Annotated in this window: 14 protein-coding genes and 2 pseudogenes; 4 read left to right on the top strand and 12 right to left on the bottom strand. The window is 39.5% G+C overall.

What is annotated here, in order from left to right; all coding sequences use genetic code 11:
* Positions 1-559 precede the first annotated feature (559 nt).
* Positions 560-1,417: a tetratricopeptide repeat protein gene (locus L654_RS0115065; RefSeq protein ID WP_024608333.1), complete on the bottom strand. Its 858-nt coding sequence runs from the start codon at positions 1,415-1,417 to the stop codon at positions 560-562.
* Positions 1,418-1,528: 111 nt separating this feature from the next.
* Between L654_RS0115065 and L654_RS0115060 the strand changes: the two genes are divergently transcribed.
* Positions 1,529-2,839 (top strand): amidohydrolase, encoded by a 1,311-nt coding sequence (locus L654_RS0115060; RefSeq protein WP_024608332.1) that lies wholly within the window; start codon positions 1,529-1,531, stop codon positions 2,837-2,839.
* Positions 2,840-2,915: 76 nt separating this feature from the next.
* On the opposite strand, the gene L654_RS0115055 is transcribed toward L654_RS0115060, so the two are convergent.
* From L654_RS0115055 to pomA, 4 genes are all read right to left on the bottom strand, one after another.
* Positions 2,916-4,856, bottom strand: a complete 1,941-nt coding sequence (locus L654_RS0115055; RefSeq protein ID WP_024608331.1) for a DNA topoisomerase III — start codon at positions 4,854-4,856, stop codon at positions 2,916-2,918.
* 42 nt (positions 4,857-4,898) lie between these two features.
* On the bottom strand, positions 4,899-5,414 hold the full coding sequence (locus L654_RS0115050) for a hypothetical protein (protein WP_024589766.1): 516 nt from the start codon (positions 5,412-5,414) through the stop codon (positions 4,899-4,901).
* Between the two features lie 143 nt (positions 5,415-5,557).
* Positions 5,558-6,478, bottom strand: a complete 921-nt coding sequence (locus L654_RS0115045) for a flagellar motor protein MotB (protein ID WP_007587113.1) — start codon at positions 6,476-6,478, stop codon at positions 5,558-5,560.
* Positions 6,479-6,480: 2 nt separating this feature from the next.
* Positions 6,481-7,248 carry a flagellar motor protein PomA gene (gene pomA, locus L654_RS0115040; RefSeq protein WP_007587114.1) on the bottom strand — a complete coding sequence of 256 codons (768 nt, stop codon included), beginning with the start codon at positions 7,246-7,248 and terminating at the stop codon, positions 6,481-6,483.
* Positions 7,249-7,569: 321 nt separating this feature from the next.
* Between pomA and L654_RS0115035 the strand changes: the two genes are divergently transcribed.
* The 3 genes and pseudogenes from L654_RS0115035 (at position 7,570) to dxs (ending at position 10,597) form a co-directional block, all read left to right on the top strand.
* The gene (locus tag L654_RS0115035; protein ID WP_002961738.1) at positions 7,570-7,812 is read left to right on the top strand and encodes an exodeoxyribonuclease VII small subunit; all 243 of its coding nucleotides are present in this window, start codon (positions 7,570-7,572) and stop codon (positions 7,810-7,812) included.
* A 2-nt stretch (positions 7,813-7,814) separates the two neighbouring features.
* Positions 7,815-8,674, top strand: a pseudogene (gene ispA / locus L654_RS01000000126175) ((2E,6E)-farnesyl diphosphate synthase).
* A gap of 105 nt (positions 8,675-8,779) precedes the next feature.
* A pseudogene (gene dxs / locus L654_RS01000000126170) lies at positions 8,780-10,597 on the top strand (1-deoxy-D-xylulose-5-phosphate synthase).
* A gap of 73 nt (positions 10,598-10,670) precedes the next feature.
* Here the strand turns inward: dxs and L654_RS0115020 are convergent.
* From L654_RS0115020 to L654_RS0114990, 7 genes are all read right to left on the bottom strand, one after another.
* Positions 10,671-13,745 (bottom strand): ligand-binding sensor domain-containing diguanylate cyclase, encoded by a 3,075-nt coding sequence (locus L654_RS0115020; RefSeq protein WP_024608330.1) that lies wholly within the window; start codon positions 13,743-13,745, stop codon positions 10,671-10,673.
* Positions 13,746-13,783: 38 nt separating this feature from the next.
* On the bottom strand, positions 13,784-14,269 hold the full coding sequence (locus L654_RS0115015) for a phosphatidylglycerophosphatase A (RefSeq protein WP_024599860.1): 486 nt from the start codon (positions 14,267-14,269) through the stop codon (positions 13,784-13,786).
* Positions 14,266-15,240, bottom strand: a complete 975-nt coding sequence (gene thiL / locus L654_RS0115010) for a thiamine-phosphate kinase (protein WP_024608329.1) — start codon at positions 15,238-15,240, stop codon at positions 14,266-14,268. Before thiL ends, L654_RS0115015 begins: the two co-directional genes overlap by 4 nt.
* 46 nt (positions 15,241-15,286) lie before the next feature.
* Positions 15,287-15,697: a transcription antitermination factor NusB gene (gene nusB, locus L654_RS0115005; RefSeq protein ID WP_007587129.1), complete on the bottom strand. Its 411-nt coding sequence runs from the start codon at positions 15,695-15,697 to the stop codon at positions 15,287-15,289.
* 15 nt (positions 15,698-15,712) lie between these two features.
* A complete protein-coding gene (ribE, locus tag L654_RS0115000; protein ID WP_007587130.1) occupies positions 15,713-16,177 on the bottom strand; it encodes a 6,7-dimethyl-8-ribityllumazine synthase in 465 nt (154 codons plus the stop codon).
* Positions 16,178-16,277: 100 nt separating this feature from the next.
* Positions 16,278-17,390: a bifunctional 3,4-dihydroxy-2-butanone-4-phosphate synthase/GTP cyclohydrolase II gene (gene ribBA / locus L654_RS0114995; protein WP_024608328.1), complete on the bottom strand. Its 1,113-nt coding sequence runs from the start codon at positions 17,388-17,390 to the stop codon at positions 16,278-16,280.
* Positions 17,391-17,419: 29 nt separating this feature from the next.
* Entirely contained in the window at positions 17,420-18,073 is a 654-nt protein-coding gene (locus L654_RS0114990) for a riboflavin synthase (RefSeq protein ID WP_024608327.1), read from the bottom strand.
* Between the last annotated feature and the right edge of the window lies 1 nt (position 18,074).

The raw sequence follows: 18,074 nt of genomic DNA, 5'->3' as shown, positions 1-18,074 counted from the left end.
GTTTCCCGTCTCAGTGGGGTCGCATTATAGGGAGCGGCGGATTTTACGCAAGCGTTTTTTGTATAAAATAGTAATTAAAATTAAGCCCCAAGCAAGCACACATGATAAGCACAAGTTACCCACAAAAACCTGTTGATAACTCTTGTTTTTACATAGCTAAACCATACTAAAGCTTTTAATTAAAACCCTAAAAATACAAAAAGCACCCTATATAGGTGCTTCTCAAAAGTAATAGTTATTAGAATCTAGGGTCTGTTTATCTTTCAAGGTTAAATTTGCAGCAGCCTGTTTGGTATTCAGGCAAGGCATAGCCTATGTAGTGTGGTTACTCCCCATAAATAGGCGATAACGTAGCATTAATGCCAAACAGGCGCTGCCCAAAGGGTTCTTCCTAGAGGCTATTTACTCTTTGTTACTCGGTTTTTACTTATTCTTACATGGATGTAAGCCAGTAGGGTAACGCAGGAGCAGTTACCGAGCCCACTAGGTTACAAATCTCGCGCCGCGATTAAACACCCCCTAGTTTGAACAAATTTTAATCCGCAAAGAGCAACAGACCCTAGTATAAAATACTATATAACTTGCGACGATATTTTGCTGCGAGCGCATCACCATCGGGTAAAGAGGCAATAATGGCTAAAAAGCTTGGTTTCGCTTCATTGAAATTCAGATCTTTTTGAAGCACTGTAAATAGTATATCCAATGCTTCTTCTTTTCTGCCTGCTTCATTGAGTAAAATACTGAGCTCTTCTTTTAATTCTAGGTCATTTGGGTACTTTTCTACTTGTTGTTGCTTTTCTTTAATCTCTGGTGAGTCTTTTGCTTCAAGCGCAGCTTCGCATTTTGCTTTTATATTATTAAAGTAAGCATCTTGCTCTTGTACATCTATTGTATTTATAAGTGCTTGCGCTTCATCTATCTTGTGAATTTGAATACATATGTCTGCAAGCACTAATTTGATGCGTGCATTACCGCTGTCTATTTCATAAGCTTGCTTTGCATAATTAAATGCAGCATTTAAATCTGACTTTAATAACGCTTGTTTTGCTTGCTCTAACAGTAAGTCTTGTTGCGCAGGTAAATGCTTTGCTAGGGCTTCGCGTATTTGTGCCTCACTTTGAACACCTGCAAGTAAATCTACTGGTGCAGAGTCTTTTAATAATACAAGTGTAGGCAGAGTTTGAAGACCAACTTGTTGCGCAAGTTGAGAAGCGAGTGCTTGCTCTGCATCGCAATCTAGGTTTGCTACTACTATATAGCTTGCATATTCAGCCGCTACTTTATCTAAAATTGCAGCTTGTCCGATGCAGTCAGGACTTTGAGGAGAGAAAAAGTTAAGCAACACCAATTTTTGCTGTGATGTTTCACCGAGTACTTGTTGAAGGTTTTGCGCATTAATACTAACTATGTTGCTCATTGAATTGATTGCCATATTCATCTATTTAGGTTTTTATATGGTGGTGAACATAATAATTACAAGTCATATACCTAAATCACTCGGTATACATATTCAACAATGAGGGAAAACATGAAATTAACTTACCTAAGTGCAGCACTTTTATTAGCAAGTCCATTTGTACAGGCAAATGGACTCGATTTGAATTTAAGCAAAACCATGCCAGCTATAGAAAAGTTTTACCTCGATTTACACCAATCGCCAGAGCTTTCTTATCACGAACAAGAAACAGGTAATAAAATAGCGGATAAATTAACTCAGCTGGGTTTTAAAGTAACAAGTAATGTAGGTGGCTTTGGTGTTGTCGGCATTTACAAAAACGGAAACGGTCCAACCGTGATGATCCGTACTGACACCGATGGCTTACCTATTATAGAGCAGACAGGAAAGTCCTATGCCTCAAAAGTTAAAGTAATAGACGAGCATGGTGCGAAAGTAGGTGTAATGCACGGTTGTGGCCACGATATTCACATGAGCTCTTTTATTGGTACTGCTGAGCAATTAATAGTACACAAAGATCAATGGAAAGGCACTTTGATGATGGTTGCACAGCCTGCCGAAGAAGTTGGCGGGGGTGCTAAAGCCATGTTAAGCGAAGGGCTATTTAGTAAATATGAAAAACCTGATCATATAATTGCTTTGCATGTAAGTGCTAGCGTCCCCGCTGGTAAGGTATCAATGAAAAATGAATACACTATGGCAAGTGTAGATTCTGTCGATATTACTATTAAAGGTAAAGGTGGTCATGGTGCTTACCCGCATACAACTATAGACCCTGTGGTTATAGCTGCACGCACAGTACTTGCTCTGCAAACAATCACAAGCCGAGAACTTTCACCGCTAGAGCCTTCGGTTATTACGGTTGGGTCTATTCATGGTGGCTCAAAACATAATGTGATTTCGGATGAAGTAAAACTACAACTCACTCTCAGAAGCTATAACCCAAATGTTAGAAGTGCTCAAATAGCAGCAATAAAACGAATCACGGCAGGTATTGCACAAAGTGCTGGCTTAAATGAATCAAACTACCCTGTAGTATATGTACATGAAGATGAATCTATTCCATCTACTTATAATAACCCTGCACAAACAGACATTGTTAGAAACTCTATTGCCAACGCAATTGGTGATACTAATGTGCTTGAAACACAAGCTGTAATGGCGGGTGAAGACTTTGGCCTATACGGACGCACCGATGAAAACATCCCTATTACCTTATTTTGGCTAGGTGGCGTAAACCAAGCACAATATGCAGATTCGATAAAAACAGGTGAAGTACTCCCTTCCCTACACTCTAGTAAATTTGCACCAGATTATAAAGTTGCTATCCCTACCGGAATAAAAGCAATGAGTAATGCTGCTGTTGCTTTATTTAATAAGTAACCTGAATTCTGGATAATAAATCTATCTCAAGCAGAGTTCAGGTTAAGTAATATCGTTTAATAAAATGGCTCTGTAGCTAACTAGTAACAGAGCTTTTTTTATAACTCGACTTTTTAAAGGTCGCTTTTCCACCTCGTTTAGCAAAGCGTTTTTTAGGTGAGCTTTTTGGTAACCTTGCAAATGCATTGCTATCGCAGTTTGCTGCTAGTTGTACAAACCCATTTAGGTCAGCAAGTAAAGGCTGTAAAAATTGCTGATAACTCATTACTTGCTGCGCAATATCACCTAAGCTCGATTCCCACTTTGCGGTTAAATCAGGACTCGCTAAACCTTGTGGTAATACGCTAATAAGGGCAAGTCCCGTTTCGGTCGCTCTAATTGACTTACCTTCACGTTTTAAAAAACGCCGCTTGAATAGCAACTCGATTATTCCCGCACGTGTTGCCTCCGTACCTAAACCATCAGTGTCTTTTAATACTTTTTTAATTTGTGGATCTTTAACGTAACGACTAATGCCGGTCATCGCAGCCAATAATGTAGCATCGGTAAAATAAGCAGGGGGTGATGTATGTTTTTCGACTACTTCGCCTTTATCGCAAAAAAGAGGCATACCTTTTGTTAAAGGAGGTAACGTAGCTTCATCTTTTAATTCAGACTTACCCGTTAATACCTTAAAGCCTAAGCTTACATCTTGTTTTGCATTTGCTTTAAATAATCCGCCAGTGATTGTTATCTCTGCTTTAGTTTCGTTATATATATAGTCGGGATAAAACTGAATTAGGTAATGGCGGCTTATTAATTGATATACCTTCGCTTCGTCACCGTTCAAACTCGCTGACTTTAACTGCTTAGCCGTAGGCACAATGGCATGATGGGCAGCCACTTTTGAATCGTTAAAACATTTACTACGCTTTTTTACATCAGCCCCATTTACCAATTCAGTGCTTTGCCCACCATTAGCACTTATAGCTTTAAAAATAGCAGATGCATCTTGATGGTGATCTTTAGGTAAATAACGATTATCAGAGCGTGGGTAAGTAATTAGTTTATGACGTTCGTAAAGTATTTGGCAAATGTCCAACACCTTTTGAGCTGGCATTCCAAATGCTTTAGCCGCATCTATTTGCAGTGCAGATAAATTATAAGGTAATGGAGCACTTTGTTTTTTTTGTTTTTGCTCAAGCGCTGTAAGCTCAGCATTTTGTTTGGTAATACGCGAAGCAACATTTTCTGCGAGTGCTTTGTTAAGTATTCGCCCTTCTTCATCTTGATGTGGCTCACATGCTTTACTAGGAACCCACTTAGCTATGAATGGCTGGTTATCTGGAGTAAGTAAATGCGCCAGTACATCGTAAAAAGGCTTAGATACAAAGTGTGCTATTTCGTTATCTCTATTAACAACAAGCCCTAAAATAGGGGTTTGTACCCGTCCTACCGAAAGTACATTACCAAATCCTGCTTTTTGACCCGCTAATGTATATGCACGCGTTAAATTCATACCAAATAGCCAATCAGCACGAGAGCGTGCTAAAGCAGATACACTTAACGGAATAAAGTCTCGATTAGAGCGCATATTACTCAATGATTTTTTTACTGCCGATAAGTTTAAATCACTAATGAGTAAACGTTGTGTACTCTGCTTTTTAGCCTGACTTATTTTAGCTTCTTCAATTACTTGATCGACTAGTAGCTGGCCTTCACGGTCTGGATCGCCAGCGTGAATAAGTTGCGAAGCTTGTTTAATTAATTTTTTTAAAACAGTGAGCTGTTTACGTGTTTTGGTTTTAGCTTTTAGCTTCCATTGCTCAGGTATTATAGGCAAGTGTTCAAACTGCCACTTTTTAAAACGCTCATCATAGTCATCAGGTTCTGCTTGTTCTAGCAAATGCCCAATACACCACGATACACAATCGCCATTAGCGACTTCTATATAACCATCGTGTTTTTTATGTGGTTTTGGTAACGCATCAGCAATAGCGCGTCCAAGTGAAGGTTTTTCTGCAATGTAGAGTTTCATAGCTTGCTCACTACTGTTCATATAAACAGTAGTTTAGCACAGCTATTTTAAAGGAGGGGCTTTTTTATAACCATTACTGGTTACAACTTTATTATTTTTGATCACTAAATAAATCAGCGGAAGATAGCACACCACTACAGTGCCTATATTAATTAAAGGTAAAAGCGTTTTATAGATCAGCGTACTATAAGATAAATCCCAAAGGTGGCGATCAACAACACGAAAAAGTTGTAAAATTGGTGCCATAATAACAACTAACTGACCTACCACACATTGCCATAAATAAACTTTATCTTTTAAACCTAGATATGCAATAAGTGCCATCCAAGCAATGTCATTAAACGCCCAAACAAGATACCTATATATATAAATATCTTTATCAAACTCTTTTAAAGAATCGAATATAAGTGCACCAAATAAAAAAAATGCACCTGTTATACATACAAACCGTAATGCCAAAAAATCTTTACGTAAATAGAAAATAAAAATAGCCGGGATTAAAAATAAAACCCAGCTAAGTTCAAGAAAAAAGATTACTTTATCAACCCATAAAGGCATGGTTATTCTTTAGTCTTATCATCGTCTCCACCAGTTCCGTTGCCCGGCATATAACAATATTTATTTATTATTTTCATAAGTACTCCATTACAATTGTTAAGGAGTTTTACTTTAAGCTAAAAAATAAGCTTTGCCAAGCAGTACTACCTTACGTCGATAGGAGCTGACTCTTTTGCTTTACCTTGTAATATAGATATTTCTACTCGGCGATTCCTGCGGCGATCTTCATCTGTGTCATTCGGTACAAGTGGTCGTGTTTCAGCTCGACCAACCACCATCATTCGGGTTTTATCAAATCCTTGGACTTTTTGCAGTTCACTTGCAACGGCTACAGCACGCTTTGATGATAGGTCCCAATTATTAATATATAACTCATTCGATACCTGAAAATCATCTGTATGGCCAGATACTGTTATTTCACCGGGTACATCTTTTAACAGCACACCGATATCTTGAATTATAGGTTTAAACTTAGGTTGTAAAAATGCACTACCTGAAGGAAATGAACCATTCTCTCTAATGCGAATAATTATTTGCTGCCCTAAAGACTCAAGCTCAATTGCGCCATCGATTATTTGCTTTTCAAGCTGCTGCGCTATCTTTTTAACAAGCTCGTTAGTTTGCTCCTGATCGGCTGCTGAAGTTGCTTGCTCAGAAGATTCTTCTTGTGAGGTACTACGAGATTCGCCACCGCGTTTATCCCCGCGCTGTTCTTGCCTGCCGCCTGCTGAGCTTTCATCGCCAGCCTGAAACTCTAACATTTGTTGAGTCATTTCGACTGTTTGCTGCTGAATGGTTTCTATTGGGGTTGGCTCTGGTTTGCCTGGGGTAAACTCCATGGCAATAACAGAGGTACCTTTAGGGATGTCTTTTACTTCAATTTTATTCTGCACACCAAAAGCAAACTTCATAGAGCCCGCAATTTGTTTAAATTTAAGTACATCCATTTCTGAAAACGCGAGCAAGAGTACAAAAAAGCACATTAACAGTGACATTAAATCGGCAAACGTTCCCATCCATGCAGGTAGACCTGGTGGTGGGCATTTGCACTCTTGATCAGACATAGTTACTCCTCGGTATCTACTTTGCGTTTAGATTCAGCTAAGTAATTTTTCAAAATACCTTCGATTACTTTTGGATTTTGACCATCTTGTATACCTAAAATAGCATCCAAAATTAAACGCTGATTCATCGCTTCCTCGTCTTTACGCAGTTCAAGTTTTACCTGAATAGGAATTGCCACAACATTGGCTAAAAACGCGCCATATAAAGTTGTTAATAGTGCTACTGCCATTGCCGGACCAATTGCCTTTGGGTCATCCATGTTAGACAACATTGCAACCAAACCAATTAGAGTACCAATCATACCCATTGCAGGCCCTATATCAGCTAACGACTTAAATAAACCCGCGCCCAATTCATGGCGAGTCGTGGTTAGAGAAATATCTTTTTGAAGTGTAGCGCGAACTACATCTGCGTCGTGGCCATCAACGAGCATATCGACGCCTTTGCGCATAAAGGGGTTTGGAATTTCAGCTTCTTCGAGTGCTAAAAAACCGCCTTTACGAGCTGAATCCGCAAGTTCTACTGCTTTTTCGATAAGTATTTCTGGCGTTTCGATTTTAAACATAAACGCTTTGGCAACAACTTTACCTATCCCCAAAAATTGCGACATGGTGAAGTTTGATAAAACAATAAAGAGTGAACCACCAAATACAATAACCACAGACGGGGTATTGTAAAACATAGCCATTTCACCGCTACTACTCATAAACATAGACATGACAATTAAGCCAATTGCGCCTAGGATCCCGATTATGGTTGCTAAATCCACATTTCCTCCAGAAGTTTCATGCTTAATGGCCTTATCATAAACTTTTATTATTAACTGCTTATCGGCAACATATTGAATTGCTTAAGCCATTTTTATAAATAAACATAAAAAGCAGCCTTTAGCACTATCTTAGATCAAGTTATAAGGGCTACCTAATTATCAATTGATTTATTAAACCAACAGACCGCTATTAAGGCTTTATTAATGCACTTGAAATATAATTTAACGTTATAAAGGTAAAAAACCAATATCATCCTTTGACCTAGTTTAGCATTCCCCCTAAAATTGACCCCTAAATTTATTATGTAAGCTGAAATAAAGATGGCGACTAAAAAACCTGAAAACTTAAGTTTCGAACAAGCACTAGAAGAATTATCTACAATCGTTAGTGACATGGAACAAGGTGACTTATCGCTTGAGCAATCGTTAAAGCAATTTGAGCGTGGAATTGCATTAGCAAGTGCTTCATCAGGGAAATTACAGCAAGCAGAACAAAAAGTATCAATTTTGATGGGGAATGGCGAAAAGTCAGTACTTACAAATTTTGATAATGATATGGAATAGCTGTGAGCATAAAAAATCATATTGAACGTGCTCAAAAAGATGTAGTAGCGACCTTACAACAGCATTTTAACCAGCCTCTCGATACAGAAGAAACGGTAANGGCGGTAAAAGATTACGTCCATTTTTAGTTTATGCCACAGGTAAAATGCTCGGCGCAAACCATCAAGACTTAAACGTACTTGCTGCTGCAATTGAGTGTATTCATAGCTATTCGTTAGTCCATGATGACTTACCAGCAATGGACGACGACGACTTACGCCGCGGACGCTCTACTTGTCATATAGAGTTTGGCGAGGCAAATGCAATTTTAGCCGGTGATGCTCTTCAAACTCTTGCTTTTGAGCTTATTGCGAATCACAAATTTGAATGCTCATCGCAAACACAAGTAAAAATGATTGCTACACTTGCCCACGCATCAGGCCTTCAGGGTATGGTTGGCGGACAAGGCCTTGATATAGCAGCAACTGATAAAGTAATTACCGTACAAGAGCTTGAGCGAATACATAAGCTAAAAACCGGGGCTCTAATTAATTGCGCAATTACACTTGGTGCACTGTGCAGTGAAAAGGCTGATCAACAAACCTTAGAAAATTTAAGTGTTTTTGGGTATGCTATAGGGCTAGCATTTCAAGTACACGACGACATTTTAGATGTTGAAGGCGATACAGTTATTTTAGGAAAGCCACAAGGCTCCGATATTGCCGCGAATAAAGCGACATATCCGGCGTTATTAGGTATGCTAGGCGCTAAAGAAATGGCGCAGAATTTAATACAACAAGCCCATGAAGCGTTAGCAAATATAGATGCTGACACAACACTTCTTGCGTCGCTAGCAAATTACCTAATTGAGCGTGACCACTAATTTTTGCTCATACGTATTGCAATTAGCACTGACATTATTACTCAACATTAATTATTCGTAAAAGCTTTGAATTAATTAATGTTAGCGAAGGATATATATAAAACCATGACACTTGATAGTAGCAAGTATCCATTACTTAATTTGGTTGACGAGCCAGCCCAATTGCGTGACTTAGCGCAAGACAAACTCCCTGCATTTAGCAATGAGCTGCGCGATTATTTACTCAACTCAGTATCGCAAAGTAGCGGTCATCTAGCGTCTGGTTTAGGGACGGTTGAACTAACCGTTGCGCTGCATTATGTTTATAACACTCCAGACGATCGCCTAGTTTGGGATGTGGGTCATCAAGCTTATCCGCATAAAATTCTTACTGGTCGTCGCGAGCAAATGCACACTATTCGCCAAAAAGACGGTTTGCACCCTTTTCCTTTTCGCGATGAAAGCCAATACGATACGTTTAGCGTAGGCCATTCAAGCACCTCTATTTCGGCTGCTTTANTGTAGCCATTATTGGTGACGGAGCTATAACCGCAGGCATGGCATTTGAAGCGATGAATCATTTAGGTGATGTAAAATCAGACATGCTTATTATTTTAAATGATAACGAAATGTCGATTTCTGAAAATGTTGGCGCATTAACAAATCACTTTGCTCGAATTTTATCAGGTAGCTTTTATACTAACATTCGTGAAGGTAGTAAAAAGTTACTCTCAGGAGTACCTCCGGTAAAGCAACTTGCCAGTAAAATGGAAGAGCACATTAAAGGCATGATGATCCCAGGTACCTTCTTTGAAGAATTAGGCCTAAATTACATTGGTCCCATTGATGGTCACGATGTAAACATGTTGGTAGATACATTACGTAATATGCGTAATTTAAAAGGCCCACAGCTTTTACATATAAAAACCCAAAAAGGTAAGGGCTACAAACCGGCTGAAGCCGATCCTATTNTACCATGGTGTACCAAAATTCGACCCAAGCACAACTAGCCTGCCTAAATCTAAACCTAGTGCCGCTACTTTTTCAAAAGTATTCGGCGATTGGTTATGTGATATGGCCGAACAAGACAGCAAGTTAATGGCTATCACGCCTGCAATGCGCGAAGGTTCAGGCATGGTACGTTTTTCTAAAGAGCATCCAGATCAATACTTTGATGTAGCTATTGCTGAGCAGCATGCCGTTACTTTAGCCGCTGGCTTTGCCTGTGAAGGTTTAAAACCTGTTGTTGCTATTTACTCGAGCTTTTTACAACGTGCGTATGACCAATTAATACATGATGTTGCACTGCAAAACTTACCTGTATTATTTGCCATTGACCGCGCTGGTATTGTGGGAGCCGATGGTGAAACTCACCAAGGTGCGTACGATTTAAGCTTTATGCGCTGCATTCCAAATATGGTAATTATGGCACCAAGCGATACCAACGAGTGCCGTCAAATGCTATACACCGGTTATAAAGCAAACTGCCCTGTTGCAGTTCGTTATCCTCGAGGTAGTGCAGGTACTGCAGACATTGAAAGCACTATGCAACTGCTTGAAATAGGCAAGGCAGATACAATTAAGAAAGGCAGTAAAATTGCCATTTTATCGTTCGGTACATTACTTGAAAATGCACAGCTTGCTGCAGATGAATTAGATGCAACGCTTGTTAATATGCGTTTTATTAAACCACTTGATACCGCACTTTTAAATGAGCTTGCAACTAGCCACGATGTAATTGTTACGCTTGAAGACAATGCTATTGCTGGCGGTGCCGGCTCTGCAGTTAACGAATTCTTAGCAACGCAAAAAGCTGATATTAATATCCTTAACTTAGGTATTCCTGATGAGTTTATTAAACACGGCACCCAAGATGAAATGCACGATGAAATGGGATTAGGCGAGCAAGGAATATTAACCGCTATTAAAGCGTTTATTAATTAACTTCCTATACATCTAAAGTTGAGCATATTAAAAAAGGAGCCTAGGCTCCTTTTTTAATATCAAATATTGCTGATCAGCGCATCCACACTTTAATATCAGCTAGGCCATTGCTTTGTAAAATACCTAATTGTTGATCAACGTTAGAATTTTGTTCAAACTCAAATGCATCAAGCTGATCATCAAACGTAATATTTGCAACACCATCACCACCGCGCTTTTTAACTTGGTGCAATGAAATATCAGCTAAATTAATAGATGTCTCCCAGCTAATTACCTGTCCACCTAAAAGTGGTAATGGATAAAATGACCAACCAATTGATGCCGTGATATTAGTTGTTTTTCCATTTGGTAATTGGAATGAATTAGCCGCTATTACTTTACAAAGATCTGAAGCATAGCTGTCTATTTTATTGCATTTAAAATCACGTAATAATAGTAAAAACTCATCACCACTCCAACGTGCCACATAGTCAGAACCCTGCGTACGCGAATTTAATAATGCAGCCATTTGCTGTAAGCAGCTATCACCTGCAATTGGGCCATAGGCATCATTAATACGGCTGAAATTATCAAAGTTAATAATTACCAGCACCAGTGACTTGCCTTGTGCCTGCAGCGATTGTGAATTACGTTGAAAGTGTTCAATATCTTTAGGGAGTTGATCAAACAAAAAGCGGCGGCTACGCAGCCCCGTTAGCTCATCTGAGTGACTAACTAATTTAAGCTGTGAATTCACTTGGCCTAATTTATCATTAGCTTGACGAAGCTCTAAGGTACGCTCGGTGATCAAGCCCTCTAATGCTTCTTGTTTTCTACGCTCTTGCGCTCTAAACACCCAAAAAATGAGATAAAAAAGCAAAATAAAACCACTGGTAATTAAAAGCCTAAAGTAAATAGTTTCGTCAAAGCGCTCTGGCACTACAAAACCGTATTCTACTTCTTGCGCTTTAGTCCAGTCTTCACCTTGGCGCTTCGCTTCTAACTGAAACAAAAACGAGCCTGGAGGCAAGTTAGTATAAATAGCTTCACGTCGCGTATTAGCATAGCGCCAGTCACTATCTAAGCCACTTAGTTTATATCTAAATTCAATACTGTTTGGTGCATAGTAATCAATAGCTGTGTAAGTTAGCGTTATATCACGCTCGTCTGTTTCTAATGATGGTTTTTTACCAAGCGCAGCGGTGGTTAAATGACGAAGTGGTGTTGTTATTGTTTCTATTGTTGGCTTTAATGCAAGCACACCAAATAGCTCTACATTTTTAGGTATTTCAACAACACCTTGTAAGCTTGGGTACCAAATAGAATTGCCGGTGTCTGCTACCGCATCATGCCCAAGCCCACTACAACATTGATTCGCTTTACCATCGAGTTGACGGTCAAAAGATGAAATCACTTCTTCAACTTTTAAGCTTTTTATCTCTGTTTTAAATTGCTCTACAGGCATTCTGTAAACACCTTTCATGGTGCTTACCCAAACATGCTTTAACTTTTCATCATATTCTAGGCTAAATATAGACCCATACGGTAAGCCATTAGCTGCATCGAGTTGACGCCACTGCCCTTGCGTACTTCTGTAAAAAAGCCCATCGTTAAGAGAGCCGATTAAAATACCCACACCATCTATATGTAGCACGCTAGTTACGTATGCACTTTCAAGTGTTGTTTGGTCACCAATTTTTTCAATGCCACGGTCTGTAAAGTAATATGCGCCTTTACTAGTACCAATCACACCAAAGTTTGTTTTATCCAATACGTAGGTAATAAACTTACTACCTAAAAAAGCGTTATATGCAAAAGGCGTTAAACCAGCATAATTTAATCGATATAAACCGCGTCCGGTGCCAATCCAAAAGCCGCCTTTACTAGAGCGACTTATTGCAAATACCGGGTTATCGCGAAGCGCTCGACCAGGGACGGTATAAAGTGTCTTGTTTTCAAAAACAAATAAGCCGCGCCCCGTGGCTATATATAATCGCTCACCATCGAATTGTAGATCGTGTACTGACGCGTATCCATATTTACTACTTGGAACTAAATTAATAAAACTTTTATCTAAATCGAAATAACCAATGCCGCTTTTGTTAGCAACCCACAGTTTTCCATCTGGAGCTTGGCTAATAGCCATAACAGACTCGGTCATATCTGAAACTGCTGAATGCCTTTCTACCCGCCCTTCATGGGCAAGCCATAAGCCTTCACTAAAACTTGCTAACCAAACGTTATTTTTATCATCTCTAAAAATATCAGCAAACCATATGCTTTGATCAAGTTGGCTTGGCTCTACCCATTGCCACTCACCGGTTTTATCTCTAAATAATAAACGTCCATAAGTCGAAACCCATAAGCCACCATCGGTATCACTCATAAACTTATAAACGGCTGAGTTATTTGCATTAGGTAAAGGAAAAGGTCTTAGTTCGTCATCTAAATCTAAAAAGTATGCACCTAGCTCAGAGGCTATATACAAATTACCGTTTAAGAATGATAAATCGTGCACTATGGTTTGCGCTAAGCGCTCTGGTAACGATATTTTAGCGGTAAGCTCTAAACGTAGTTTAGAGAAATCTGATGAGTTTTTAGTAAGGCGTAATAAATGACGATCATTAACCAGCCAAATACCTTCAGGAGAGAGTGCCATTTGGCTAACAGAGCCAACAATTTGGGTAATTACGGTAGCATTAACAATAGGTAGGGGACCATTTACTTGAGTGCGTAAATCAACTTGCCCTCTATCTACATAGTATAAACCATTAGCCGCAATCCATATGCTGCCTTTAGAGTCCTCAAGAATATCTCTTACTGGACCTTTAATATTAAACTCTTGTGCTGCAAATGTGGCAGGNAAGCCACTTTTAGTACCTACCCATAATAAGCCACTAGAATCGACTAAAAGTTTATTAATACCATTACTAGGCAAGAACGGGCTATTTTGCGTGTTGTAGTTTGTAAATGTTGTGCCATCAAAACGGCTTAAGCCAAACTGAGTACCAAGCCACATATAGCCTTGCTGGTCTTGTACTACGCTTTTAAGTGATTGCGAAGGTAGACCATCTTTTATATTCCATTGCTTAACTACGTAATCACTAATTGAAGCCCAACTTGGTGTCGCGCACAACATCAGTACACAAACCAGTAAAAATCGCATCATATTGCTGCCACCTAGTTAAACAAATCAAATATAAAAAATTAAAAGGGTAGTAAACCCACTTTTATTAGCGCCTGTAAGCATATAAGCGAAAAAATGCCCGCAAGTATATCATCGGCCATAATACCTAAACCACCATGTACTCGTTTGTCTAGCATACGGATTGGGCCAGGTTTTGCTATATCAAAAAAGCGAAATAACAAAAAACCAACGAGTAATGTTTGCCAGCTAAGTGCTGCACCAATCATTGTAATGTAATAGCCTGCCACTTCATCCCATACAATAGCAGGATGGTCATGCACACCTAAATCATCAGCCGTTTTACCACAGGCCCATATACCAAATATACTGATCACTACGGCAAATACAATTTGCAACCATAGCGGATAATACATAGTCATAAAAATGAATGGCAGTGCAGCAAAAGTGCCAAATGTACCAGGCGCTTTAGGAGCTAACCCAGTACCAAAGCCCAAACCAAAAAACTGATGTGGGCGCTTTAAATTAAACTTTCGGTTTTTGTTCAAACCAGCTCCTTTGCAAAATGCTCAAAACCTTGCTGCTTAAAATCAAACTTTTCACCGTTGTGTAAAAGTTCAATTTGACCATCGCCACTTTTAATTTGGCCTATGCATGTTGCATCTACACCATATTGACGCAGTTTTATATCTAGCATACTTTTATTACTATCAGGTACAGTAAAAATTAATTCGTAATCATCACCGTAACTGAGAATAAATGGAAGCTGCTGATTAAAATCAAGGCTTGCTTGCATTGCATCTGAAGTCGGAATACTTTCAATATTCACAACTGCATTTACTTGCGACATATCAAGTATATGACTTAAATCAGCGATTAAACCATCCGATACATCAATAGCCGATGATGCAAGACCTCGTAATACCTGCCCTGCAGCAACACGCGGTGTTGGAAAGTCAAAGCGCTTATTTAAGTACTTTAAATGCTCTGGCTCAATACTTATACTTTGTTTGCGAGACTCAATTGCAAGTCCAGCGTCACCTAGCGGACCTGTAACATAAATCCAATCACCCACTTTCGCACCACTACGGCGAAGTGCAGTACCTCCTGGTACAGTCCCTTTTGCACAAATAGTGATAGTTAATGGGCCTTGCGTGGTATCGCCACCTATAATTTGCACATTAAAGTATTCTGCAATTTCATGCATGCCTTCAGTAAACTCTTCAATCCACTGTGGGTCAATACTTGGCAAGGTTAACGCAACTGAAACCCATGTTGGCTCAGCGCCCATTGCCGCTAAGTCACTTAAATTAACAGCAAGCGCTCTGTGACCTAATGCACGAGGAGAAATATCATCAAAAAAGTGTACGCCAGCAACAAGAGTATCTGTTGTAACGGCAAGTTGGCAGTTTTGTGGAACGGTTACTAAAGCGCAATCATCCCCTATACCTAGGTTTACATCACGACGGGTGATCCCGCGACCTTTAAAGTAGCGGTTAATTAATTCAAATTCCTTCATACACAAAAAAGCCGGCCTATGCCGGCTCCCCTCTTTAACGGTTTACTTACTTGCGTAAATGCTTAACAGCTTTATCAAGTACACCGTTTACAAATTTATGGCTGTCTTCAGCGCCAAATATTTTGGCCAGCTCAATACCTTCGTTGATAGCAACTTTATAAGGTACATCTTCACGGAACTTAAGCTCATAGCTGCTTAAACGTAAAATTGCGCGCTCAACCATATCTAAGTCATTAAACGGACGTGTTAAATGTGGTGATACAGCTTCGTCTAGTTGCTTATAATTTACAGCAACACCCGTCGCTAAATCTTTAAAGTATTCAACATCAATTTTAGTAACGTCTGTTTCGATCAACATTTGTTGTTCGATATCGGCAATTAAATTGCCACTTATTTGCCAAGAATAAACGGCTTGGAGTGCTAAGATACGTGCTTTACGTCTTGCTGCTGGTTTCACAAAAATTCCTTAAACTTAAATTTTATCTAACACATTAACCATTTCAAGCGCGCCTAAAGCAGCTTCGCCGCCTTTATTGCCCATCTTGGTGCCAGCACGCTCAATTGCTTGTTCAATGCTTTCTGTGGTTAATACGCCAAATGCAACCGGGATATCATACTCAAGTGATACTTGCGCAAGACCTTTGTTTGATTCGCCAGCAACTAGGTCAAAGTGTGGTGTACCACCTCTGATCACTACGCCTAATGCGATGATTGCATCATACTCTTTTTTTGCCGCAACGCGTTTAGCCGCTAAAGGTAATTCTACCGCGCCTGGTACATAAATAACGGTAATGTCGTCATCAGATACACCACCAGTGCGTTTTAGCTCATCAACAGCACCTGCAAGGAGGCTGCTACCGATAAAGTCATTAAAACGAGAAATGACAATGGCAAACTTTTTGCCAGGAGCGTACTTACTACCTTCAATAATTTTCATTTGATAACCCTAAAAATAAGTTCAAGCGGTTGCGATTGCGCAAAAATTGCTGCGCATCATACCATAAAAATAAAGTAATAGCCTAGTTTAAGCGTGATGCTTATTGTGGCTCAACATAATCAACAACTTCTAAATGAAAGCCCGAAAGTGCATGGTACTTTTTAGGGCGACTCATTAATCGCATTTGTTTAATTCCAAGATCTGCAAGTATTTGCGAGCCTACGCCAACAGTACGAGATGTACCTTTGAATTTACGAGGCGTAACGCTTTCGCCAGCATCAGCTGCTGCGAATGCTTTTACAGTTGCCTCTAATTCTTCAGTGCTTTCTTGCTTACCTAAAATAACTAAAGCACCTTCATTTTTAGCGATATAAGCCATTGCCTCAGAAAGGCCCCAACTACGGTCAGCACTTCTGTCTGAAAGTAGGATATCGTTAAAAGTACTTTGCAAATGTACACGTACATTTGTCGGTTCTTGCTCTTTTATATCGCCTTTAAGCAATACGTAATGTAATTGGCCGTCAATTGTGTCTTTGTAAGTAACTAAATCAAATTCACCGTGAATAGTTGGTAACTTACATTTTGCAACTTGCTCAATTGTTGTTTCGTTTAAGTTACGATATTCGATTAAATCAGCAATAGTGCCCATTTTAATATCATGCTCTTTCGCAAAAACTTCTAAATCAGGGCGACGCGCCATGGTGCCATCGGCATTAAGTATTTCAACAATAACAGATGATGCTTCAAGCCCAGCTAAACGCGCTAAATCACAGCCAGCTTCAGTATGTCCTGCGCGAGTTAATACGCCGCCAGGTTGTGCCATAATTGGAAAAATATGACCAGGCTGCACGATATCACTTGGTACTGCCCCTTTAGCTATAGCCGCTTGTACTGTACGCGCTCTATCTGCTGCTGAAATACCTGTAGTAACACCCTTTGATGCTTCTATCGACATTGTAAAGTTAGTCGAAAATGCAGCACCATTATTTTTAACCATTAAAGGTAAATCAAGTTGCTCACAACGCTCTTGCGTCATAGTTAAACAAATTAAACCACGGCCATGAGTCGCCATAAAATTAATAGCTTGTGCACTAATATGCTCTGCGGCAATAATTAAATCGCCTTCATTCTCTCTATCTTCATCATCCATTAAAATAACCATTTTACCGGCTTTAATATCGTCGATGATTTCTTGTGCGCTGTGTAAATTCATAAATTTGCTCGTGTAAGTTATCAGTTTCGTTATTTAATAAAACCCGCTTTAGCGAGTAAGCTCATCGAAATATCAGAGCCCGTTGGTTGCTCTGCACCTTTTATAAGGCGCTCTAAATAACGTGCAATTTGATCGACTTCTAAATTAACTTGAGTGCCTACTTTAAAGTGAGCAATTGTGGTTTGCTCACTCGTATGTGGGACAATTGTTAATTTGAATTTATTACCTTCTACAGCGTTTACTGTCAGGCTTATACCATCAATACATACCGAACCTTTGTACGGAATGTATTTCATTAAATTTTCGTCAGTTGTAAGCCAATATTCTGTTGCTCGAGCGTTTGCTGTAATGCTTGTAATAGTTGCTATGCCATCAACATGGCCAGATACTAAATGACCGCCTAAACGCGAAACCGGTTGCATGGCTTTTTCAAGATTCACCGTTTGCCCTAAAGCATAGTGAGCAAAACCGGTTAAACCAATCGTCTCGTTAGATAAATCAGCACTAAAACCGTCAATATGTTTATCAACTACGGTTAAGCAAACGCCATTGGTTGCAATGCTGTCGCCTAGCTTTACGTCTTCCATATCAAGGTCAGCACTTTGGATACGAATGGCTAAGTCGCCTTGTTTTTTTTGTAATAAAGCAATTTTGCCTGTGGCTTCTATTATCCCAGTAAACATA

This window comes from Pseudoalteromonas sp. TAB23 (assembly GCF_000498075.1).
In the GTDB taxonomy this organism is placed as follows: domain Bacteria; phylum Pseudomonadota; class Gammaproteobacteria; order Enterobacterales; family Alteromonadaceae; genus Pseudoalteromonas; species Pseudoalteromonas arctica.
Note: the sequence above shows the minus strand (reverse complement) of the source record. Positions and strands in the feature narration are given on the sequence as shown.

Excerpts from the sequence above, each read along its gene's own strand:
- thiL (WP_024608329.1), bottom strand. The coding sequence starts at position 15,240 with ATGAAGGAATTTGAATTAATTAACCGCTACTTTAAAGGTCGCGGGATC.
- L654_RS0115065 (WP_024608333.1), bottom strand. The coding sequence starts at position 1,417 with ATGAGCAACATAGTTAGTATTAATGCGCAAAACCTTCAACAAGTACTC.
- L654_RS0115060 (WP_024608332.1), top strand. The coding sequence starts at position 1,529 with ATGAAATTAACTTACCTAAGTGCAGCACTTTTATTAGCAAGTCCATTT.
- L654_RS0115035 (WP_002961738.1), top strand. The coding sequence starts at position 7,570 with ATGGCGACTAAAAAACCTGAAAACTTAAGTTTCGAACAAGCACTAGAA.
- ribBA (WP_024608328.1), bottom strand. The coding sequence starts at position 17,390 with ATGAATTTACACAGCGCACAAGAAATCATCGACGATATTAAAGCCGGT.
- ribE (WP_007587130.1), bottom strand. The coding sequence starts at position 16,177 with ATGAAAATTATTGAAGGTAGTAAGTACGCTCCTGGCAAAAAGTTTGCC.
- L654_RS0115050 (WP_024589766.1), bottom strand. The coding sequence starts at position 5,414 with ATGCCTTTATGGGTTGATAAAGTAATCTTTTTTCTTGAACTTAGCTGG.
- L654_RS0115045 (WP_007587113.1), bottom strand. The coding sequence starts at position 6,478 with ATGTCTGATCAAGAGTGCAAATGCCCACCACCAGGTCTACCTGCATGG.
- L654_RS0115055 (WP_024608331.1), bottom strand. The coding sequence starts at position 4,856 with ATGAAACTCTACATTGCAGAAAAACCTTCACTTGGACGCGCTATTGCT.
- L654_RS0114990 (WP_024608327.1), bottom strand. The coding sequence starts at position 18,073 with ATGTTTACTGGGATAATAGAAGCCACAGGCAAAATTGCTTTATTACAA.